Annotated in this window: 17 protein-coding genes; 11 read left to right on the forward strand and 6 right to left on the reverse strand. The window is 63.3% G+C overall.

Going from position 1 to position 21,537, the window contains the following annotated elements:
- Positions 1-65: 65 nt before the first annotated feature.
- Positions 66-560 carry a Spy/CpxP family protein refolding chaperone gene (locus OQE56_RS00900; protein WP_267220646.1) on the reverse strand — a complete coding sequence of 165 codons (495 nt, stop codon included), beginning with the start codon at positions 558-560 and terminating at the stop codon, positions 66-68.
- Between the two features lie 196 nt (positions 561-756).
- On the opposite strand from OQE56_RS00900, the gene OQE56_RS00905 reads away from it, so the two are divergent.
- The 5 genes from OQE56_RS00905 to OQE56_RS00925 all read left to right on the forward strand — a co-directional run bounded on the left by OQE56_RS00905 (position 757) and on the right by OQE56_RS00925 (position 8,106).
- Positions 757-1,443 carry a response regulator transcription factor gene (locus tag OQE56_RS00905; protein WP_267220648.1) on the forward strand — a complete coding sequence of 229 codons (687 nt, stop codon included), beginning with the start codon at positions 757-759 and terminating at the stop codon, positions 1,441-1,443.
- Complete coding sequence (locus tag OQE56_RS00910) at positions 1,440-2,816, forward strand: HAMP domain-containing sensor histidine kinase (protein WP_267220650.1); 1,377 nt, start codon at positions 1,440-1,442, stop codon at positions 2,814-2,816. Before OQE56_RS00905 ends, OQE56_RS00910 begins: the two co-directional genes overlap by 4 nt.
- Positions 2,817-2,900: 84 nt before the next feature.
- Entirely contained in the window at positions 2,901-3,887 is a 987-nt protein-coding gene (locus tag OQE56_RS00915; RefSeq protein WP_267220652.1) for a multidrug resistance efflux transporter family protein, read from the forward strand.
- Between the two features lie 189 nt (positions 3,888-4,076).
- A complete protein-coding gene (locus tag OQE56_RS00920; protein ID WP_267220654.1) occupies positions 4,077-7,079 on the forward strand; it encodes a glycoside hydrolase domain-containing protein in 3,003 nt (1,000 codons plus the stop codon).
- A 25-nt stretch (positions 7,080-7,104) separates the two neighbouring features.
- Positions 7,105-8,106, forward strand: a complete 1,002-nt coding sequence (locus OQE56_RS00925; RefSeq protein WP_267220656.1) for an alpha/beta hydrolase — start codon at positions 7,105-7,107, stop codon at positions 8,104-8,106.
- Between the two features lie 7 nt (positions 8,107-8,113).
- Here the strand turns inward: OQE56_RS00925 and OQE56_RS00930 are convergent, their stop codons facing one another.
- A complete protein-coding gene (locus OQE56_RS00930) occupies positions 8,114-9,853 on the reverse strand; it encodes a sensor domain-containing diguanylate cyclase (RefSeq protein WP_267220658.1) in 1,740 nt (579 codons plus the stop codon).
- 230 nt (positions 9,854-10,083) lie between these two features.
- Between OQE56_RS00930 and OQE56_RS00935 the strand changes: the two genes are divergently transcribed.
- Complete coding sequence (locus OQE56_RS00935; RefSeq protein WP_267220659.1) at positions 10,084-11,382, forward strand: MFS transporter; 1,299 nt, start codon at positions 10,084-10,086, stop codon at positions 11,380-11,382.
- A 950-nt stretch (positions 11,383-12,332) separates the two neighbouring features.
- Here the strand turns inward: OQE56_RS00935 and OQE56_RS00940 are convergent.
- Entirely contained in the window at positions 12,333-13,616 is a 1,284-nt protein-coding gene (locus OQE56_RS00940; protein WP_267220661.1) for an alkaline phosphatase family protein, read from the reverse strand.
- A 48-nt stretch (positions 13,617-13,664) separates the two neighbouring features.
- Between OQE56_RS00940 and OQE56_RS00945 the strand changes: the two genes are divergently transcribed.
- Positions 13,665-14,000: a hypothetical protein gene (locus OQE56_RS00945; RefSeq protein ID WP_267220664.1), complete on the forward strand. Its 336-nt coding sequence runs from the start codon at positions 13,665-13,667 to the stop codon at positions 13,998-14,000.
- Positions 14,001-14,275: 275 nt separating this feature from the next.
- On the opposite strand, the gene OQE56_RS00950 is transcribed toward OQE56_RS00945, so the two are convergent.
- The 3 genes from OQE56_RS00950 to OQE56_RS00960 form a co-directional block, all read right to left on the reverse strand.
- Complete coding sequence (locus tag OQE56_RS00950; protein ID WP_267220665.1) at positions 14,276-14,818, reverse strand: methylated-DNA--[protein]-cysteine S-methyltransferase; 543 nt, start codon at positions 14,816-14,818, stop codon at positions 14,276-14,278.
- A complete protein-coding gene (locus OQE56_RS00955; protein ID WP_267220667.1) occupies positions 14,818-16,311 on the reverse strand; it encodes a DNA-3-methyladenine glycosylase 2 family protein in 1,494 nt (497 codons plus the stop codon). The genes OQE56_RS00950 and OQE56_RS00955 overlap by 1 nt, the downstream gene beginning before the upstream one ends.
- Before the next feature lie 75 nt (positions 16,312-16,386).
- Positions 16,387-16,947, reverse strand: coding sequence for a hypothetical protein (locus tag OQE56_RS00960; RefSeq protein ID WP_267220669.1), 561 nt, complete (start codon positions 16,945-16,947; stop codon positions 16,387-16,389).
- Positions 16,948-17,141: 194 nt separating this feature from the next.
- Between OQE56_RS00960 and hutU the strand changes: the two genes are divergently transcribed.
- The 4 genes from hutU to OQE56_RS00980 all read left to right on the forward strand — a co-directional run bounded on the left by hutU (position 17,142) and on the right by OQE56_RS00980 (position 21,509).
- Positions 17,142-18,812, forward strand: coding sequence for a urocanate hydratase (gene hutU, locus OQE56_RS00965; RefSeq protein WP_267220670.1), 1,671 nt, complete (start codon positions 17,142-17,144; stop codon positions 18,810-18,812).
- 125 nt (positions 18,813-18,937) lie between these two features.
- Positions 18,938-19,954, forward strand: coding sequence for a class A beta-lactamase (gene bla / locus OQE56_RS00970; RefSeq protein WP_267220673.1), 1,017 nt, complete (start codon positions 18,938-18,940; stop codon positions 19,952-19,954).
- Positions 19,955-20,025: 71 nt separating this feature from the next.
- On the forward strand, positions 20,026-20,415 hold the full coding sequence (locus tag OQE56_RS00975) for an MAPEG family protein (protein ID WP_267220675.1): 390 nt from the start codon (positions 20,026-20,028) through the stop codon (positions 20,413-20,415).
- A 320-nt stretch (positions 20,416-20,735) separates the two neighbouring features.
- Positions 20,736-21,509 (forward strand): iron-containing redox enzyme family protein, encoded by a 774-nt coding sequence (locus OQE56_RS00980; RefSeq protein ID WP_267220677.1) that lies wholly within the window; start codon positions 20,736-20,738, stop codon positions 21,507-21,509.
- The last annotated feature ends 28 nt before the right edge of the window (positions 21,510-21,537 follow it).

Consider the following 21,537-nt stretch of genomic DNA (forward strand, 5'->3'; position numbering starts at 1 on the left):
TTTATGTGGCGCCGGAGATGCGCCCATTTTGTTGTAGTTACGTAGTTGTAGTTACGCCGTTCCGATTACTGCGCCGTGGACGAACCCGGCGCCGGATGCGTGGCCTTGAACTGCTCCCACTGCTGGTGGCGAGCCATGCGCTCGGCCTTGAGGGAGGCCAGTTGCGATTGCTGCGCCGGGGTCAGCAGGGTGTAGATCTGCGCACGGATCGCCGCACGCTGCTGCACGCGAGCCTGTGCGGCGGCGCCTTCAGCCTGCGCGAGGGCGGACGCGGCCGCCTGGTAGCCCGATGCGTTCGGGGCCATCTGCTCAAAGGCTTCGCGCTGCTGGCGCAGGTTCTGGCGCTGCGTCTTGGTCTGCGCAAAGGCGTTCTGCATGATCTGCTTGATGTTGGCCTTCTGGGCGTCGGTCAGGTTCAGCTTGCTGTACATGGCAAATGCGGCGCCGCCGTGACCGTGGCCATGACCCTGCCAGCCGCCGTCCTGCGCGGAGGCGATGGCGAATGGGGCGAGAGCGACAGCAGAAGCCAGTACCAGGGCGAGAGAAATGTTCTTACGCATGGGGGAAGTACCTTTGTCGTTGGAATGGTCTTGCTCGGCGTCCACGGGGGAGTGAATCGCTTGGTGTCCATTTGACGACAGCGCTACGTGTATGTTCTTTGCGGGAAGGTAAAGAAGGGTAAAGCCGGTAGAGTTCGCCCTCCTGGCGCGGCTTGAATGGCTCCGAACCACAGAACCGAGCATCCCCGCATTCCCCATGCCAAGAATTCTCATCATCGACGACGACCGCGCGCTGGCCGCCCTGCTGGCGGAATACCTGCAGCGCGAGGGCTTTGTGGTGGACGTCGCCCACGACAGCGAAAGCGGCCTCGCCCAGCTGCACAACCAGGCAACGCGCCCGGACTTGCTGATCCTCGACGTGATGATGCCGGGACGCGACGGCCTGGATACCTTGCGCGAATTGCGGCTCAAGCACCGTCTGCCGGTCATCATGCTTTCCGCCAAGGGCGAGCCGGTGGACCGGGTGATCGGGCTGGAGCTAGGGGCCGACGACTACCTGACCAAACCCTGCCTGCCGCGTGAGCTGCTGGCCCGCGTGCGTGCGCAGTTACGGCGCAATACGCCCACCACCGCCGGACCCTTGCAGATCGGCAGCCTGCGGCTGGAGCCGGCGGAGCGGAGGGCCTTTGTGGATCAACAGGAGCTTTCCCTGACGGGCGCGGAGTTTCAGTTGCTGCTGGCGCTGGCCCAGCGCGCGGGCGAGCTGGTGGACAAGGCCACGCTGACGCGCATGGCGTTGGGACGCGAGCTTGAGCGATTCGATCGCAGCATCGATGTGCACGTCAGTCGGCTACGCCACAAGCTTACGGAAGCCTCGGCGCAGGCGCCGCGCATCGAATCGGTGCGTGGAGCCGGTTACAGCCTGGTAGCGGGGGCTGCGTGAGTCCATTCAAGAGTTCGCTCTACTGGCGCCTGCTGATCAGCTTTTGCGCCGCGAATCTGCTGGCGCTGATGTTCGGCGGATTTCTCACGCAGCGCTTCATCGAATACAGCACGGCCGTGGAGATCAACTGGTCCGCGCTGGGGCAGAGTGCGGATCAGGTCTTTCAGAATGGCGGCGCGCGGGCGCTTGCCGAGTGGTCGGTGCAGCAGCGGCGCGAAGAAGGCATCGAGGCCACCTTGTTCGAGGATGGGCAGCCGCTCGTGCCGATCCGCATACCGCCCTCGGTGCAGTCCTCGTTGCAGACATGGCTGGGCGAGAAGCGCGACATGGTGCTGCAGCCCTGGCCAAACCTCTATCTCGCCATCCAGCAAGTGCAAGGCGAGGAAGGTCACACCCGTCAGTTGGTGGCTTTGAGCCGCACGCATGCACGTATTCGCCCGCGCACGCGGCAATCCATTTTCCTGGTCGTTCAGGGCGTGCTGTCGCTGCTGTTCATCGGACTGGTGGGCTGGTGGGTAGCGCGCAGTGTGGCGAAGCCTGTAGAAGCGATTCGCACCGCGACGCGTCGTATGGCGTCGGGGGAGCTATCCGCTCGCGTCGAAGGCCAGCAAGGGCGTGCGCACGATGAGCTGACACATCTCGCACGCGACTTCGACACCATGGCCGAGCGCATCGAGGCGCTGGTGGCACACGACCGCAGCGTGCTTCAGGACCTTTCGCATGAATTGCGTTCCCCGTTGGCGCGCTTGCATCTGATTCTCGACCTGGCACGTCGCAGCAGCGATCCGGATGAGGCCGCACGGTATTTCCAACAGGCCGAACAGGAGATCAGCCGGCTGGACGACATGACCGGCGAAATGCTGGCGCTTTCGCGCCTTGAAGGCGGCATTCCCGGCGCCCATCGCGAAGCGGTGGATGTGACTGCACTGTTGGCCGAATGCGTGCGGCGATCGAGCCTGGAGGCACAGGCGCGCGAGATCACGCTCAGCCTGAGCACCGGGGGGCTCGCCATCGTGTCAGGTAACGAGCTGCTGCTGGAGCGTGCGTTCGACAACCTGATCGCCAACGCCATCAAGTTCAGTCCGCCGGGCGGGCATGTCGAACTGGCTGTGCAGTCAGCCAACGCGCAGGTGGACGTCACCATTCGCGATCGCGGCCCCGGAGTGCCGCCGGCCGAGCTGGATTCGCTGTTTCGTCCGCTGTTCCGTGGCAGCAATGCGGCACGTGCGGAAGGACATGGTCTGGGGCTCGCCATTGTCCAGCGCGTGGTACGCGCGCACGGCGGCGATATCAAGGCCAGCAACGCGGAGGATGGTGGGCTCGAAGTGAGCCTGCATTTGCCGTTGGCTGAGGCGGCCGATCTGACGGCCTGACGTTCGTCGCCGCTGGCGAAGCGGGCAGGACTTCGAAAACGCGTCCGCATTTGCCACACTCAAATTTTTGGCAGCGACCTCGCAATGCGCTCTAACGCTTTTGCCGCGGTGGGTCTGGCGCTGTGCGCGGCGCTGTTCTTCACCATGACCTATGTACTTAACCGCAGCCTGGTGGCGGGGGGCGGTCATTGGGCGTGGGCGGTGATCTTGCGATATCTGATCACGCTGCCGATGCTCGCGTTGGTGCTGCCATGGCAGGGTGGGCTGGGTTCGTTGCCAAACGAGTTGCGCCGGTATCCACGCACCTGGTTGCTGTGGAGTGTGGTGGGCTTTGTGCTGTTTGGCCTTCCGCTGACATGGGCGGCGAACAGCGGGCCATCGTGGCTGGTGGCCGGCAGCTTTCAGACCACGGTACTGGCGGGCCCGTTGCTGGCGCCCTTCATCTATCGGGACGAACGGCGGCACCTGGCCTTGCGCAGCGTTGGCATTGGGCTGCTTATCGTGATCGGCGTGTTCGCGTTGCAATGGGGCCACGCTCAGGGTGGCCTGACGACCAGCGACTGGCTGGCGATAGCCGCCGTGGTGTTCTCCGCATTTGCCTATCCATTGGGCAATCGGATGATCCTGTTGCATCTGGAGCACAGCGGCACGCGCATCGGCGCGACGCAACGTGTGTTCGGCATGACGTTGTGCAGCTGGCCGTTGTGGCTGGTGCTTGCCGCGGTCACATGGTGTGTCGTCGGCCCGCCGGGATGGCGCGAGATCCTGCTTGCCGGTGGCGTGGCCTTGTCCTCGGGCGTCATTGCCACCGTGCTGTTTTTTCGCGCTACCGACATGGTGCGAAGCGAGCCCACCGCCCTGGCCGCGGTGGAGGCGATGCAGGCCGCCGAATTGCTGTTTGCCACCGTGATCGGCGCCACGTTTCTGGGTGAAGCATGGCCGCACGGCTACTCCGCCTTTGGCGCGGTGATGATCGTGGTGGGGATTGCCTTGTTCGGCTGGGTGAGCGGACGCTCCGCCGCCGGGCATGAAGAAGAGGTACGCACGTTGCGCACGGATCGCGGGGCTTGAGAGCAGGAGAGAGAAGTGAGTAGTGAGAAGTGAGAGAAAGCGTGCCCTCTCCCTTGCTCTCTCTCACTTCTCACTACTCACTCTTTACTTCTAGCTCTAACGGAACTTGCCCCTTGCCGCCTCGTCGGGTTAAACACCTCGTTCCGGCGCGCGTAAGTGCTCCCGGCTTTTTGGCTATCTGGGGTGAACATGGGGCATCGACGTAGTGCTTGGATCGTGGCGGGCGTATTGCTGGGCGCGGCGTGCGCAAGTGTTGCGCAGACGCCCGTGACGCAGCAGCCGCTGCGCTGGAATGCGGATGCGCTGGGCAATCATCGCTATCTGGTCCAGGTCGATGCGCCAGCGACAGCGGTGCGCGTGGTGATCCCGTGGCGCCGTCGAGATGCCCATCCAGAGCATGTGGCCGTCATCGTGACGGCACCGGATGGATCAACCGTCGCCAACGTGCGGCGCGGCCGCATCGATCAGGCCAGCGGCGAACTCGCGTTTCAGGCAGCGCAGGCCGGCACCTATGCGGTTTACTACCAGCCCTATGTGAGCAAGGGGCGCAGCAACTATCCGACGGTGACCTATGCCGGGCCGAAAGATACGGCGGATGCCGCTTGGGCAGGCAAGGTGGGCGATGCGACGCGCTGGCCGCGCTTGCCGCAGGCGAAAGTGCTGCGTTACGAGGCTGTCGATGATTTCGATGCCTACACCTCGATGGAGCGCACCGCGACACCGGGCGAGTTGCAGGCGTTGCTGGCGAAGCACGCTTCCGATCCCTTGCTGTTGTTTCCCGAAACGCGCGCCAACCCGATACGCATGTTTGACACGTTGCCGGAGAGCTGGGCGCAACGCGGTCCCGGCGGCAAGTTGAATGACAAGGTGCTGCGTGGCGAATACCTGAGTTTCCAGATCGGCGCGTGGGCGCCGCGCGAACGGGTCGACAACGTGCAAGTCACTTTCAGCGACTTGCACAGCGAGGATGGCGCCAGCATTCCGGCGGCTGCATTCACCTGTTTCAACCTGGGTGGCGTCGATTACGCCGCCAAACCATTCACGGCTCGCGTCGATATCGCGAAAGGAGGTGTGCAACCACTGTGGGTCGGGCTGGATGTGCCAGAGTCCGCCAGGCCAGGTGTGTATCGTGGCGAGGTCACTATCGTCGCGGATGGCGTGGCGCCGCAACGCGTGCCGCTGTCCATCACGGTGGGTGAGGCCACGGCGGTGGCCCATGGCGACAACGATCCATTCCAGCTCACACGTCTGCGCTGGCTCAACTCCACACTGGCGCAGGACGATGCGCTGGTGAAACCGTTCACTGGGATTACGGTGAAGGGCGCTACGCTCGGCATTCTAGGCCGCGACCTGAGGCTGGGTGCCAGCGGCCTGCCGACGCAGATCACCAGCCGCTTCGATGAGCGCATGACCGGGTTTGCCCGGCAACCCAAATCATTGCTCGCGGCGCCCATGCGACTGATCGTGGAGGACACCACGGGCGCCCACGCGCTTGACGCGGCGGGACCGCCTCAGGTGCAAATAGACGGTCCGGGCAAAGTGCACTGGCAGGTCGCTGGCCACGTGGGTCCGCTACAAGGCGATGTAACGGCGAGTCTGGAAGCGGATGGCACGCTGGTTTATGCCATTGCATTGAAAGCAACCCAGCTTACCGAGTTGCGTGATATTCGACTGGAGATCCCGCTTCATCGCGACGCGGCGCAGTATCAGCTGGGTCTGGGGCGGCAGGGCGATCGCGCGCCGGACGATTTCAGCTGGAAATGGAATGTGCAGAACAACCAGGATGGCGCCTGGATCGGTGCAGTCAACGCGGGCCTCGAATTCCATCTGCGGGACGAGCATTACCAGCGCCCGTTGAATACCAACTTCTACCATCAGCAGCCACTGCGCATGCCGGTGTCGTGGGACAACGGCGGAAAGGGTGGTATTCGCTTGCACAGCGAACAGGCTGACTATCTTGCTGAAGCCTTCAGTGGTCCGCGCACCATGCAGGCGGGCGAAACGTTGCGCTACGACATCGTGATGCGCATCACGCCCTTCAAGACCATCAACCCCGCTGAGCATTTCGCTGAGCGCTTCTTTCACAAATACGGCGACCTGGACGCCATCAAGGCGGATGGTGCAAACGTGGTGAACATTCACCACGCCACGCCGATTAACCCATGGATCAACTACCCGTTCCTGGAACCCGACGCGATGCACGCGTACATCGGTGCCGCACACGAACGTGGCATGCGCGTGAAGATCTACGATACGGTGCGCGAGCTGACCGATCGCGCGCCGGAACTGCCCATGCTGGAGAGCCTGGGACACGAGGTGATCAGCAGCGGCAAGGGCGGCGGTTTCTCGTGGCTGCAGGAACATCTGGACGGCGACTACATCGCGGCCTGGCACGTGCCGGAGAATCGCGATGCAGCGGTGATCAATGCGGGTCAGAGCCGTTGGCACAACTTTTACATCGAAGGCCTGGACTGGCTTGCCCGCAATGTGGGCATCGATGGCCTGTATCTGGATGACGTGGCTTACGATCGCACCACCATGAAACGCGTGCGCAAGGTGCTGCAGGCGCATCGCCCGCAGCCGCTGATCGATCTGCATTCGGCCAGCCAGTACAACCCGCGCGATGGCTATATCAACAGCGCATTGCTGTACATGGAGCTGTTCCCGTACATCGACCGGCTGTGGTTTGGCGAAGAGTTCGATTACGAAAAGACCTCGCCCGCGTACTGGCTCACCGAGATCTCCGGCATTCCCTATGGCCTGATGGGCGAAATGCTGCAGAACGACGGCAACATCTGGCGCGGCATGGTGTTTGGCATGACCAATCGCCTGGGTTGGTCGCCGGGAAGCGACCCGCGCGGTCTGTGGAAGCTATGGGACACGTTCGGTATCGAACAAGCAGACATGGTCGGCTGGTGGGTGCACGACACACCGGTAAAGACCAGTCGCGACGACGTGCTTGCGACCAGCTATGTGCGCAAGGGCCGCAAGACGATGATCGCGCTGGCCTCGTGGGCACCGCAGAAAGTCGGCGTGAAACTCATCATCGACTGGAAGGCCCTGGGCCTTTCGCCGGGCAAGGCGACGCTGACGGCATCCGCAGTCGATGGTTTTCAGCCGGCGGCCACGTTTAAACCCGGCGACGCGATTCCGCTGGAGCCCGGCAAGGGTTGGTTGATCGTGGTGGAATGAGGTCGTGCGAGGGCAGGGGAATCGTATGCAAGCAAAGCGGTGGCAGTTTGTGGCGCTGGTGGCAGCCATGGTGTTAGGCATGGGCACAACGGCCCATGCGCAAAGTGCAGTAACGACGGATGACATGGTGGCGATCAAGCTGACACTGGATGCCGCAGCGTTCGCGCCGGAGCAGCTCAAGTTCACGGTCTATCTGCCACCCAGTTACGCCGAGAAAAGTGCTGCCGGCGTGCGATACCCCGTGCTGTATGCGAACGACGGCCAGGATATGGCGGCCGTAGGGCTGCACGAGACGCTCGCGACGCTCTATGCCGATCACGCCATCGAGCCGGTGATCGTGGTTGCCGTCGACATGCTGGCCGACCGCGCTTCGGGTTACGGCCTTTCTGATCGGGCGAGAAAGCGCAGCGTGGTGGGCGGCTCGCGCATTGGCCCCATCGGCAGTCGCGCCTACGAGTACTCGGATTGGGTGGCGACGCAGCTGGTGCCGTATATCGATACGCACTATCGCACCAGGGCTTCGGCGGACGGACGCACGGTGCTCGGCTGGTCGCTGGGTGGTTTGAATGCCTTCAACCTCGGCTGGGAGTATCCCGATGTCTTCGGGCGCGTTGGCGCGTTTTCGCCTTCATTCTGGCTGGCCGCGGATCGCAGCAGTGCCCAGGCGGTCGAATCCACGCGACTCGCGCAGGCTATGGTGAGCCGTGCGGATGGCCGGAAGTCCGTGCGCTTCTGGTTTTCCGTCGGCGGGCGCGAAGAGACCAACGACCGCAACGGCAATGGCGTGATCGACGCTGTCGAGGATGTGCAGGACCTGATCAACGGCTATCACGCCATAGATGGTTCGACGTGGCGCGGGCTGCACGATCTGGGCTACCGCATCGACATGGATGGCACTCAACCCACTGCGCGAAACGCCGATGTCGCGTTCTATCTGTTGCCGGATGGCGAGCACAATCAGGCGACATGGAAACGCATGTTGCCGATATTTTTGCGCTGGGCGTACGGCACAGACAGCGACAGGTGAAGCTTTTTCAGGCGGGAGATGCTGGCCGTGTCAATTGGTCGCCCGGTGCCTGCAGCTCGTGAGACACAATGCGATTGCGTCCTTCGGTCTTGGCGCGATACAGCGCGGCATCGGCGCGTGCGATAAGGTCGTCTGCCGTATCGGTGGGGCCGCCTAGATTGGCGATGCCGATGCTGATCGTGGTCTGAAAGGTGTTGCCGCGTGAATGCACCTGTAACGTCTCGATGCTATGCCGGATGCGCTCACCAACCGCCATCGCGTTGTCGCGGTTGGCGCCGGGCAACGCCACTACAAATTCTTCGCCGCCGTAACGGCCTAGCCAGTCGGCGGGGCGCAGCTCGTCCCCGATGGCTTCGACGACGGCGCGCAGACAGGCGTCGCCTACCTGATGGCCATAGTGATCGTTGACGGATTTGAAGTGGTCCATGTCGAGGAACAACAATGCGAGAGGGGCGTGTTGTCTGCGTGCTTCGGCGATACCCGTGTGCAACCTGCGAACCAGTGCGCGGCGGTTGAGAGCGCCGGTAAGCGCATCGTGATCGGCCAGGTGATGCGCCACGTCGCGCTCACGGCGCGTGCGCAGTGACAGATCGGCCAGGCCGATCGTAACGACGATGCTGAAGAACGCGATGGAAAACGGAAAGCTGTATTCCAGCCAGCGTGGCAGGTCGAGTGAAAGCAGCACCTGGCTGACGCGCAGGCAGGTAAGCAGTACTTGCGGCGTCCATGCAATCAGGAAAAAGCGAGCCTGCCTGCCGCGGCGCATCACCGCGAGTATCACGGTGCCCAGTGCCCACAGCGACGTGAACATGAACCAGACGTTGTAAACGGACGCCAGCGCATGCACCCGTTCGGCGAAAGGAAAACAGAGCAGCGGCGCAAGCACCAGGTAAGGCCAGCGCATCAGGCCGAGCAGGCGCGCCGCCACCGGGGTGATGTCGCGCAGTTCGCAGAACTCGATGATGAAGGAGATGGACAGCGGCGCACTCAGCGCGGCGAAGAGCCATGGCGCATGGGTGCCCAATGGCACCAGCAGCTGGCCGACGGGCAGTTCGTAGATCTCGCCGCTCGTCAGCATCAGATACACCAGCATGAAACTGGAGTAGCCGATGAAATACGCCAGCACGCGGTCGCGCAGTACCACCCACAAGCACAGCGCGGCCAGAATCATGGTGACCTGCACGCTGGAGAACAGCGTGGTCAGCCGCACATGGGTGAGATCCTGCGCCTGGTAGGTGGCCATGTCGGTGATCCCCGCCCTGATCTGCCGCGTGAAGCTGTCGGCAGCAATGCGCACGTAGACCGGCTGGCCGGCGCGAAGGTCGTGCGGCAGCTCCATGGCAAGTTGATGGCGCGAGAAGCGTGCGGAGCTGTCGGTCTGGGCAAACCAGAGTTCCTGCCGCCGGTAGTCCGGCGGGGCAAACACCGAGATCCGTATGTAGGTGGCGCCGCTGAAGTGGAGTACCGGCGAGCTGCTTTCCTTCCAGTCGGAGGACAGGGTCAGCCGGTACCAGCGCTGCGTCTCCACCGCGTTGGGCGTGTAGGCAGAGCCGGTGGGGGCAAACCCGGCGTCCATCCCGCCATGCACGACCTGGTCGGGCAGCGGGGCCGGGGTGATGGCGGGCAAGGCGGCTATTTGCAGGACAGGTCGTTGGCTTGGCGCCACAGAAGCAGCATGCGCGACAAACGCATACAGCGCCGCGAGCACACATGCGACGAAGACCACGACGGGTGCGCGATACACCATGTTCCCCCTCTTTGTCCCGGCCCCTGGCGCCGGTTCTTGAGTCCGGCCGTTCCCGCGGCTGAAGACTCAATGCGCACTATGTATCACGTTCTCTGGGCGAGATGTGTCCCTCGTATCGCGTCCCGCGGCGTAGGGAATGGCTTTCCAAACAGACGTTTGAGACATGGGTCGAACGCGCTGGCGGCAGGCCCTATGCTTGTCGCCTTGGGTGCTCCAGGGCAATGAAAAACATGGCAAGACGGGAAGGCGAGGAAGCGGTGTCTCACGGAGAACATCGGCCGCAAACGCGCGAACTTGAGTCACCGGACTTCATCCGGCACGGCACACCGGTATTCCGCCAGACCAACCTCGCCCTGTTCGCAGCCGGTGTGGCGACCTTTGGCCTGCTGTATTGCACCCAGCCGCTGATGCCCGAGTTCAGCAAAGACTATGGCGTGAGCGCCGCCACCGCGTCGTTGTCGCTGTCGCTCACCACGGGCGTGCTGGCCTTTGCCATGCTGTTTGCCGGCGGCGTCTCCGATGCCTGGGGGCGCAAATCGGTGATGACGCTTTCGCTGCTGTCATCTGCCGTGCTGGTACTGCTGACAGCGATGGTGCCCGACTGGCACATGCTGCTGATACTGCGCGCACTGCTGGGCCTCACCCTGAGCGGGTTGCCGGCGGTGGCGATGACCTATCTCAGCGAAGAGATGCACCCGGAGTCGATCGGCCTGGGGATGGGGCTCTATATCAGCGGCAATGCGATTGGCGGCATGGGTGGCCGGTTGGTGGCCGGCGTGCTGACCGATTTCGTGGGCTGGCGCTGGGGCGTAGCGGCCGTCGGCATGATCGGCCTGGTCGCCGGTCTGCTCTTCTGGCGCAGCCTGCCGCCGTCCCGGCATCACGTGCGACAGCCGCTGCACCCTGGCCAGTTGCTGGGACGTTTTGCGCTCGCGTTTCGCGACGCGGGCTTGCCGTGGCTGTTCGCCGAGGGCTTTCTGCTGCTGGGGGCTTTTGTCACCGTCTACAACTACATTGGCTATCGCCTGCTGGCGCCACCGTACAGCGTGAGTCAGGCCGCGGTAGGCGGCATTTTCAGCGTCTATCTGATCGGCACGTTCAGCTCAGCCTGGATGGGGCACCTTGCCGGGCGGCTGGGACGCCGCAAAGTGCTATGGACCGCGTTCGCACTGATGCTGCTGGGAGTGGGCCTCACCATGACGCAGCCACTGGTGTTGATTGTGCTGGGCATTGTCGCAGTGACGTTCGGTTTCTTCGGCGGGCATTCCATTGCCAGTAGTTGGGTTGGGCGTCGCGCAGGCAGCGCGAAGGCGCAGGCTTCGTCCATGTACCTGTTTTCGTATTACATGGGCTCCAGTATCGCGGGTGCCAGCGGCGGCCTGTTTTACGCGTCGCATGGGTGGAATGGTGTCGCGTTGTTTGTGGCGGCACTGGTGCTGGCTGGCCTGCTGATCGCGTGGCGCCTGTACCGCCTGCCTCCGTTGCCGGGGCCACCGTCGCCGGGTACCGAGCCGCCGATTCCGCAGTGAGGTATGGGGTGGCTGCGAGCTGGCGGCGCTTTTAGCTCCCTCTCCCCTCCGGGGAGAGGGCTGGGGTGAGGGGCGGGTGCTCGCGGTAACGTTCATTCCCCTCACCGTCATCCCGGCGCAGGCCGGGATCCAGAGCCTCGGTGTCTGGTTTTAGCGATACGGCCAGCGTGCCGCCTACGCAGCGGGCGTTTCGACCTCCTGCCGGAGGCCGAGTCACTTTTCTTTTGCTGGCCCAAAAGAAAAGTAACCCAAAGAAAATGGCCTGAAGAGCTGGCAGCATTGCGCAGGGATAAGCCCGAACGCTCGAGGTGCGTTGTTGCTTGGCAACCTTCGCCGCTACACAGCGGGTACTTCCAAGCGCTTCGCAACGCGCCATCGCGGAGAGGGCTTAAAGCGGGTGGTCGCTACGCTTCCCGACCGCTGAGGCAAGGTAAAGAGGACGCTACGCTTCCCGACCGTCGTGGAGAACTCGCTGCATAACGGCATAGCCTTCCGGCATTCAGGCACGAACAACGTGACCCAACAACGCGATGTGCAGCGCAGCTGCACGAGCCGTCGGCTTGGCGCTTTTGATCTTCCGGGTCCCCGTATGAGGCGGCGGGCGGGTGGAGGAATAGCCCGCAGGGTGGCCGGCATGGATGTCGGCCAGTTTGGCGTCAGGGCAGGATGCCCTGTCGACAAACCCCGCAACCCGACCGCGTACCTGGAGGGCGAAGCCCGGAAGGCGCCTCATCCGGGGTGCCCTTCTCTTTGGTTACTTTCTCTTGGGCAAGCAAGAGAAAGTGACCCGGCCTCCGGCAGGAGGTCGGAAGCCCGCGGCAGGCGAGCCAGATCGCCGTATCGCGACAACCAAGTGCAAAGTCACTGGACCCCGGCCTGCGCCGGGGTGACGGCAAAGATGAAGCGGTGAGGCTAGTTTGAGCCCCACCATTGCGACTTTTCAGCGCTGCTTACTGCGCCTCAGGCTTAAGCATCTCCTTCACCGCCTGATAGTCGCCATCATTGGCGGCAGGCGGCAGGTCGAGCAGGTGGGTCATCAGCGGATAGACGTCCACGTTCGGGAACGCCGGCACCGCGGCGCCCTGGCGAAACGCCGGGCCGTGCGCCACAAACAGCGCCTGCATCTGCGGCGCTTCATTGTCGTAACCGTGTTCGCCGAGACTTAGCTTGCCTTTCTTCTTGGCCAGCGAGTCGGTAGTGGCAATACGCCAGCCCACATCCGCCAGACACAGCAGCTGCGGCACGCGCGGGTTGCTGCCATAAGCGAGTCGTGCGGGCACGCGCGATTTGTCCCAGCACGTCATGTGCTTCTGCGGCTTTTCCAGCTGCGCTTCGATCTTGGAAAAGTCATGGCCCGGCGTCGGGTTGAGGCCGGCGAGCACGCCAAGGCTCACTACCTCCGCGCGATGCAGCGGAATGACTTTGTCCAGCAGCACGCTGTTCTTGGCCGGCACCGACGCCATGCCGTGATCGGCGAGGATGATGATGTTGATGCGATCGAGCAGGCCGCGCTTCTTCAGCCCCTCCACCAGGTAAGCGAATGCGGCATCGGTCTTGCGCAGCGCGTCGTCGACCTGCGGCGTATCCGGGCCGTAGGTATGGCCGGCGTGGTCCACGTCATCGAAGTACAAGGTGATAAACGTGGGGCGTTCGCCTGCCGGCATGTCCAGCCACGACAGCACCTGATCCACGCGCTGTTCCGGCGTGATGTTGCCGTCGTAGGTACGCCAGTAATCCGGATGCCTGCCATGAATATCCGCTTCGGAACCCGGCCAGAACATCGTGCCGCTCTTGAGGCCGTGTTTCGAGGCGGTCTCCCATAGCGGCGTGCCTTCGTCCCACCAGCGTCCGTTGCCCACCGCGTCGCGATTGCTCAACGAGAATTTACCAAGCTCAGGATCCATCATCGTGTTGTTGACGATGCCGTGGTGATCCGGGCGCAGGCCGGTGACGATCGTGTAGTGGTTCGGAAACGTCAGCGACGGAAACGATGGCTGCATGCTGGCAGCACGTACGCCGTCCTTGGCCAGCAGGGTCAGGTTGGGGCTGAGACCGCGCTCAAGGTAGTCAGCGCGAAAACCGTCAATGGAGATCAACAGCAGTGGCGCAGGGGCCGGTTTCGCGGCAACGGCGGTGGGCGCGGAAGACCCTGAGGACGGCGACGTGGATGGCGTTGCGCAACCGGCACTAAGGGCAATCAGCGAACAGAGCAGCAGGCGAAACGGGATTTTCATACGTCAGTCCGTACCATCGATACAAACCCCGTATCATTACCCAGCCGTATGACCAATACACGTCCTTTCTTTTACGCGATGTCGATGGCCTTGCTTGGCGCAGTCGGTACGGCGATAGCCACGCCGGTACCAACACAGGCTTCGGCCGATGCGCCAACGACCACTGCGCCGATCACCGCATCGCAGACCAGGCATGCGCAAAAGCCTATGTTGCACACGCACACGCCGGTGGTTAAGGAGCATCGTCAGTCACAGGCCTTGAACCGTACCGCGAAGGCCGGCAAGCCCGTGGTTGATCATCATCTCTATGCGCCGCAAGTTGGCCGTCCGATGGCCGCCTACCAGAACGCGGTGACGCCGCCGCCGGTGGGCGCGGGGCGCTGAGTGTTTCTATTAGGGCCTGTTCACACTATCCGTGTGGCTCGCGCCGGGAGCTTTTTGCCCGCCAGACAAGGAAGAGTGAGGAAGTGTATGTCGATACACGCCCGAGCGATGACGCAGGATGGCGGGCAAAAAGACCCGGCCCTACGGGTTGCTTGTGCGTGGCCGCCATGCGGCAGCGCGCGGCTTGACCTGGCAGCCGCCAGGCCTGTGCCACGCACTACCACCTGACGGCCACGCACAAGCAACGCGGGCTACACGGATAGTGTGAACAGGCCCTAGTTCTGCACGGCCGCTACGTCGCGTAGCGACATGCCAAATAAATCACCGTGCGCGATGCGCTCTTCCAGCGATAGCAGGAAGCGCTTGGTAGGCAGGCCGCCGCCGAATCCGGTGAGACTGCCGTTCGCGCCAATCACGCGATGGCAGGGCAGGACAATCGGCAGCGGATTGCGACCGTTCGCGGCCCCCACCGCTCGCACCGCCAGCGGCTGACCGATGCGACGCGCCAGCTCTCCGTAGCTGATGGTAGCGCCGTAGGGAATACGCGCGAGCTCCCACCAAACGTCGCGCTGGAACGATGTGCCGAGCGGATGCAGCACCAGATCGAACTGCTGACGCGTGCCGGCAAAATACTCTTCCAATTGCTGCCGCGCCTGCGCCAGGGGTTCTGCGGCTCGCCGCCAGTGCGGCTGGGGTGATTTCTGGTGGCGTCCGGTTTCAAACCAGATCTCGCGCAATCCCTGATCGTCAGCAACCAGCCGCAGCATGCCGACAGGGCTCGGCAAGTTGTCGTACCAGATGGTGGCGCTATCGGACATCACGCCACCTTCTTCGCGGCTGCGCTGCCGGTGTCGCTGGTGCTTCGCCAGAGATGCATCACTGCATAGGCTCGCCACGGGCGCCATGCTTCGGCCAGCGACGTGAGTGCTTTCGTGGACAATTCGGGGCCATCGCCCGCGGCAGCACGGCGAAGAATCAGGTCGGCCGCGGGGAATGCGTCTGGATGACTCAGTGCACGCATCGCCATGTAGTGCGCGGTCCATTCACCAATGCCGGGTAGTTCGACCCAGCGTTCGACAAATTCATCCAACGGTTGCTCGCTGCGGAAATCGATCCTGCCGTCCAGCAACGCCTGCGCTACGCCGCGAACCGTCGCCGCGCGTGCGGTGGTCAGACCCACTTCACGCAGGTCGACATCCACCAGTGCTTCCGGTCCGGGAAACAGGCGTTCGAGACCAGCTACGGGCGACGTTACCGGCGTGCCAAAACGTTGCACGATACGCGTGGCCAGCGTGCGTGCAGCAGCAACGCTTACTTGCTGGCCGAGAATCGCACGTACGGCAATTTCAAAGCCGTCCCAGCCGCCGGGCAAGCGCAATCCCGGACGTTTGCGCAGCATCGGGCGGAGCACCGTGCTCTGCTTCAGGGCTTCGCCAATGGATTGCGGGTTGGCATCCAGGTCGAACATGCGACGCAGCTTCGTCACCACGCCGAGCATCTGTGCCGGTTGCGGACAATGCAGTTGTAACTGCAACGCGTGGACATCACCGGGCCATGCACTCAGACGCAGCCAGCCCGGCGCATCGGCAGGACCGAATACGCGTGAATAACTGTGTTCGTCCACCGCTTCCACGCCGGGCAGCGCACGTCCGCGCAGAAATGCGAGGATGGCGGGGAAGTCATACGGCGGACGAAAACCGAGCCGCAACGTCAATGCATCACCGTTAGTCGCCGTCGGATGGCGCCGCAACTCGCGCGGCGGCACGCGGTTGGCCTGCAGGAATGCGGCATGGAACCGGCGCAGGCTGCGAAAGCCAGAGGCGAGCGCAACTTCTGTCACCGGCAGTGTCGTTTCCGTCAGCAGCTGTTTGGCGAACAGCAGGCGGCGCGTGGTGTGGACACTGATCGGCGGCGCGCCGAGCCGCTCGACAAACAAGCGGCGTAATTGACGTGCACCCACGCCCACGCGTTCGGCCATCGCCTCAGCCGATAACTCGTCGAATACACCGCTATCCATCAACTTCAGCGTGCGCGCGATGACATGATCGCCGCGTTGCCACGCATCGTTGCCTGGCGCGAGCTCGGGGCGGCAGCGCAGGCAGGGCCGGAAACCAGCGGCCTCCGCAGCAGCCGCGCTGGCGTAATACCGGATGTTTTCCGGCTTCGGCGACGGGGCAGGGCACACCGGGCGGCAATAGATGCGCGTGCTGGTGACGGCAGTGAAGAACAGTCCGTCGAAACGTGCGTCACGGCTCAGGCGTGCCTGTTCGCAGGTGCGCACATCGAGAAGTGGGTCGTGGGTGGTAGGCATGTGCTCAGGCTAGCACCACCGGCACGACCCGACTCGCCGTTTTCGGACATCAATGCCTCAGCCCCAACGCGCCTGTTATTTGATGGGGGCCATCAGATGCTGGTAGGGCGTGCCCGACCACATCACGTAGGGCGCGCTGGTATCCGGATCCGCGCTCTTGGGGTAGCTGTCATAGAACGCCGGCTCCGCGCCAACGATCATCACGTGCGCGCCCGTCTTGATCCAATGATTACCCGCCGTGGGTTGTTTTGCGTAGGGATCGGTATTGCTTGCATCGGTGCCGCCTTCCAGCATGTACATCAACCCGATCTTGCCCGCCGGCGGCGGTTTATGGGCCATATACGCGTTGACCCACTCCATGGCGTTCTTGTCCATGCACATCGAGTCGGGGCCCGGCGTCGCCGGATTGTCGGGCATGCAGGTAAAGCCATTGGTGCCCTTGCGGAGCGTGCGCATATTGCCCTGCTTATCCACGGTGATGATGGTGGCGTCCTTCGCAACGCCGGGCGGCGCGGCGCGCATCGCGCTGGCGATCAGCTCCTGGTCGGAAGGCACGCTCTTGTCCGCCGCCTGCGCGGCGGCACAGGTGCCCAGCACGGTAAGCAACAGCAAGGCAACAGGGTATTTCGGGGTCATGGTGGTTCTCCCACGCGTCGCCGTGACAGCCATGCCTGGATACCCCCATTGGCAGTCTGGATGTGCGAAATCTCACGATCAATCAGCCGGAAGGCGGAGATTTGCGCTTGTTGGGGGCTTTTGCCGCAGTGCGGTTTGCGGGCGTGGCCCTGGCTCGCCACAATCAGTGTTTTCCACTGGCTGTGACGCTCCCCATGAACGCTCCCACCCGTATCGATACCACCCGTACCATCCGCGCGCCGCGCGGCAACGAGCTGAGCTGCAAGAGCTGGCTCACCGAAGCGCCGTTTCGCATGCTGCAGAACAACCTCGACCCGGAAGTGGCCGAGAACCCGGCAGAGCTGGTCGTTTATGGCGGTATCGGCCGCGCCGCGCGCAACTGGGAGTGTTTCGATGCGATCCTGCGGGCGCTGCGTGAGCTCAACGACAACGAGACGCTGCTGATTCAGTCCGGTAAGCCCGTGGGTGTGTTCCCGACCCACCCGGATGCGCCGCGCGTGCTGCTTGCCAACTCGAATCTGGTGCCGGCCTGGGCCAATTGGGAGCACTTCAACGAGCTCGATAAGAAGGGCTTGATGATGTACGGCCAGATGACGGCCGGTTCGTGGATCTACATCGGCTCGCAGGGCATCGTGCAGGGCACCTACGAGACGTTTGTCGAAATGGGCCGCCAGCATTACAACGGCAGCCTCACCGGCAAGTGGATTCTCACCGCGGGTCTCGGCGGCATGGGTGGCGCGCAGCCGCTGGCTGCCACGTTGGCCGGTGCCTGCTCGCTGAATATCGAATGCCAGCAGAAGAGCATCGATTTCCGCCTCAAAACGCGCTATGTGGACGAGCAGGCTACCGATCTCGACGACGCGCTCGCGCGCATTGCCAAGTACACCGCCGCAGGCGAGGCGAAATCGATTGCATTGCTCGGCAATGCGGCCGACGTGCTGCCGGAACTGGTGCGCCGTGGCGTGCGCCCCGATGCGGTGACTGACCAGACGAGTGCGCACGATCCGGTCAACGGCTATCTGCCGCAGGGCTGGACCGTCGAGCAATGGTTCGAGCGCCGCAAGAGCGACCCGGCCGGTACGGCGAAAGCTGCGAAGCAGTCGATGAAGAAGCATGTGGAAGCCATGCTCGCGTTCCATCGCCAGGGCGTTCCCACGTTCGACTACGGCAACAATATTCGCCAGATGGCGAAGGACGAAGGTTGCGCGGACGCGTTCGCGTTCCCGGGTTTCGTGCCGGCGTTTGTCCGTCCGCTGTTCTGCCGCGGCGTGGGTCCGTTCCGCTGGGTGGCGCTGTCGGGTGACCCCGAGGACATCTACAAGACCGACCAGAAGGTGAAGGAGCTGATCCCGGACGATCCGCACCTGCATCGCTGGCTCGACATGGCCAAGGATCGCATCAGCTTCCAGGGCCTGCCGGCACGTATCTGCTGGGTCGGTCTGGGGTTGCGCCACAAGCTGGGCCTCGCGTTCAACGAGATGGTGCGCAAGGGCGAGCTGAAGGCACCGGTGGTGATCGGCCGCGATCATCTCGACTCCGGTTCGGTGGCTAGCCCGAATCGCGAAACCGAAGCGATGCGCGACGGTTCCGATGCTGTCAGCGACTGGCCGCTGCTCAACGCCATGCTCAACGTGGCTGGTGGCGCTACGTGGGTGTCGCTGCACCATGGTGGTGGCGTGGGCATGGGGTATTCGCAGCATTCGGGCGTGGTGATCGTCTGTGACGGTACCGAAGCGGCCGACAAGCGCATTGCGCGCGTGCTGTGGAACGATCCGGGCACGGGCGTGATGCGTCATGCCGATGCCGGCTACGACATCGCCATTGAATGCGCGAAAGAGCAGGGCCTGAACTTGCCGATGCTCTGATGGGGATGGTGTCTCGCGCCGCGCACGAGGCACCGCCAGCCAGTTTTGGCCAGATGCGCGCCATGGGTTTGCCATGGCGCGCTGGCATAGTGCGCGGACTTTCGCCTTCGGCAAGGACCCGCCTCATGTCTCTTTCTTGCGCGCGCCGCGCCGTTATGGCGGCTGCCATGATGTTCGCCATTGCCATGCCACTGGCGGCATCGGCCCAATCGCCGGCGACAACCGCAAGGTCCGCGACACTTCAATCAACGCTGGACACCTTGGCGCAACGTGCGCGCCCCGGCTTGCTCGGCGTGGCCGTGCTGGATGTGCAAAGTGGCGCGATGGCAGGGGTGAACGCAGGTCAGGCGTTCCCGATGATGAGCGTGTTCAAGGCGCCGGTTGCCGCTGCCGTGCTGTCCCGTGTCGACGACGGTTCGTTGTCGCTGCAACAACAGGTCACCATTACGCGCGACCAGGTGCTGGGTGGCTCGGCCGTGCCGTCCATCGGTGCTCGCTTTCATGGCGACCGCATGACGTTTACGGTCGAGCGGCTGCTTCAGGCAGCCGTCAGCGAGAGCGACAACACCGCCGTCGACGCGTTGATTAGGGTGGTGGGCGGGCCAGAGGTGGTGACGGGGTTTCTGACAGCACACGGCATCGATGGCATGCGGGTCGACATGGACGAGGCCGGTGTGGCGCAGGTGTTCAACGGCCTCAAGCCGGGGGAGAAGGCGCCTCATGGTGAGAGTTCGCAGGCGCAGGCGCAGCGTTACAAGCGCGGCTATGACGCGTTCCTGGCCGATCCACGCAATCGAAGCACGCCTGAGGCCGCGGTCGCGTTTCTCCGCAAGCTCAGCAACAACGCATTGTTGTCATCCGCTTCCACCCAACACCTGTTGCGTCTGATGGAAGCGCAGACCATCCCCAATCGTTTGCGTGCCGGCGTACCGCAAGGCATACGTCTGGCTGACAAAACCGGAACCTCCGGTTCGTTCGAGGGCAGAACGGCGGCTTATAACGACATCGGCCTGCTCACCTGGCCGGATGGTCATACGGTGATCGTGGCGGCGTTCCTGTCCGATTCGCCCGCGTCGGATGAAGAGCGGGGCCGCTTGTTCGCGGACCTGGCAAAAGACATCGACAAGGCCGTCCGTCCCTGAGTGCGGCTGGCGCTGGTGCCGTCCTGTGCCGGGGCGCATCATGTCGCCACATCCAAACGGGGAGGTGCGACATGCCGGTCGAACTGAAGATGTTGGCGTGGTCGGTGGCGCTGGGCGTGGTGTACATGGTGCTGCCTATGACGATGTCGCTGATCCATCGCGGCATCGCGTGGAACGCAAGCAACCGCGATGTAGAACCCAGGCCATTCACTGGGGTCGCCGCGCGCATTGATCGTGCGAACCGCAATTTCCTCGAGACCTTTGCTCTCTTTGCCGCTGCCGTCATCGCCGTAGTGGTGGCCCAGCGCGCCAACGCAACGACCGCGCTGGGCGTGCAACTCTATTTTTGGGCACGCGTGGTGTATCTGCCGGTATATGCCATCGGCATTCCCTATCTGCGTACGCTGGTCTGGGCCGCTTCGGTGGTGGGTATCGTGATGGTGCTGGGCGCGTTGTTCTGACGCGCGCGCATCGCACTTGAGGCTCCACCGCACCGGCCTTCAGGGGCGGTGGAGGCACACTTCTTGCTGCCAATAAATTGTCGATCGTCAAAAGTTTGGCGGCCGATGTTTGACGGCGGGCGCCGTATGAGACCGTGTGCCTTCAGGTTGCTTCGGCGCCATTTCTCATAATTTTCATCGGGTTGAAGGTAATTCCTGCGCTGCAGCGGCAACTGAGAGTTCGCAAGCGCTTCCATGCATCACCACACTGAGGTTCCGGCGTGTCACGCCGGGCTGCCGGCCAGGGGCCGGTGGTTACTAACCGACGACTGGAGATTTGCATGAAAGCCAACTTTGAACTCACCGGCCCGCTGACCGAACTTTCCAGCTACCCGACATGGGCTCAGGAAATGATCGAGGCTTGCGAACCCGCCCGCCGGAGTGTCCGGGACCACGCGATGTGGGACCTGATGCGCGAGGGCACCATGGACCTGTCCACCATGCGTAACTTCATGGTTGGCACGTGGTCGCTGATTGAACGCTTTCCTTCGTTCATGGCGCAGAACCTGTTGAAGACCCAGTACGGCCGCAGTGCTGGTGATAACCTTGCCCGCCGCTGGCTGGTGCGCAACATCCGCGTGGAGCAAAACCACGCCGAGTACTGGCTCGACTGGGCCGATGGGGCTGGCGTGCCGCGTGAAGAGGTTCTTGACGGCCGCCCTCCGCGCGGTACACAGACGGCGGCAGAGTGGTGTCACGAGGTCTGCGGAAAAGACACGCTCGCCGCGGGCATGGCCGCGACCAACTACGCTATTGAGGGTGTGACCGGCGAGTGGTCGCAGAAGGTTTACGATAGCGCCGTTTACGCAGAGAGCCTGCCGGCGGCCGGCCGCAAGGCCACGTTGCGTTGGCTACAGCTTCATGCCGCCTATGACGATACCCATCCATGGGAGGCGCTGGAAATTATCTGTACCCTGATGGGGAACCGGCCAACACCCGAGGAAGTGGATCACCTGCGGGAATGCATCGAGCGTAGCTACATAAGTCTGCATTACGGACTTGAGCGTTGCCTGGTGCGGCAGCCGGTGAACCACGTGGAAGAGCAAGCGGCGTAACGAGGCATCTCGTGGTCGACAGTGTGAC

Origin of the sequence: Dyella silvae, from assembly GCF_026421305.1 — a bacterium.
In the GTDB taxonomy this organism is placed as follows: Bacteria; Pseudomonadota; Gammaproteobacteria; order Xanthomonadales; family Rhodanobacteraceae; genus Dyella; species Dyella silvae.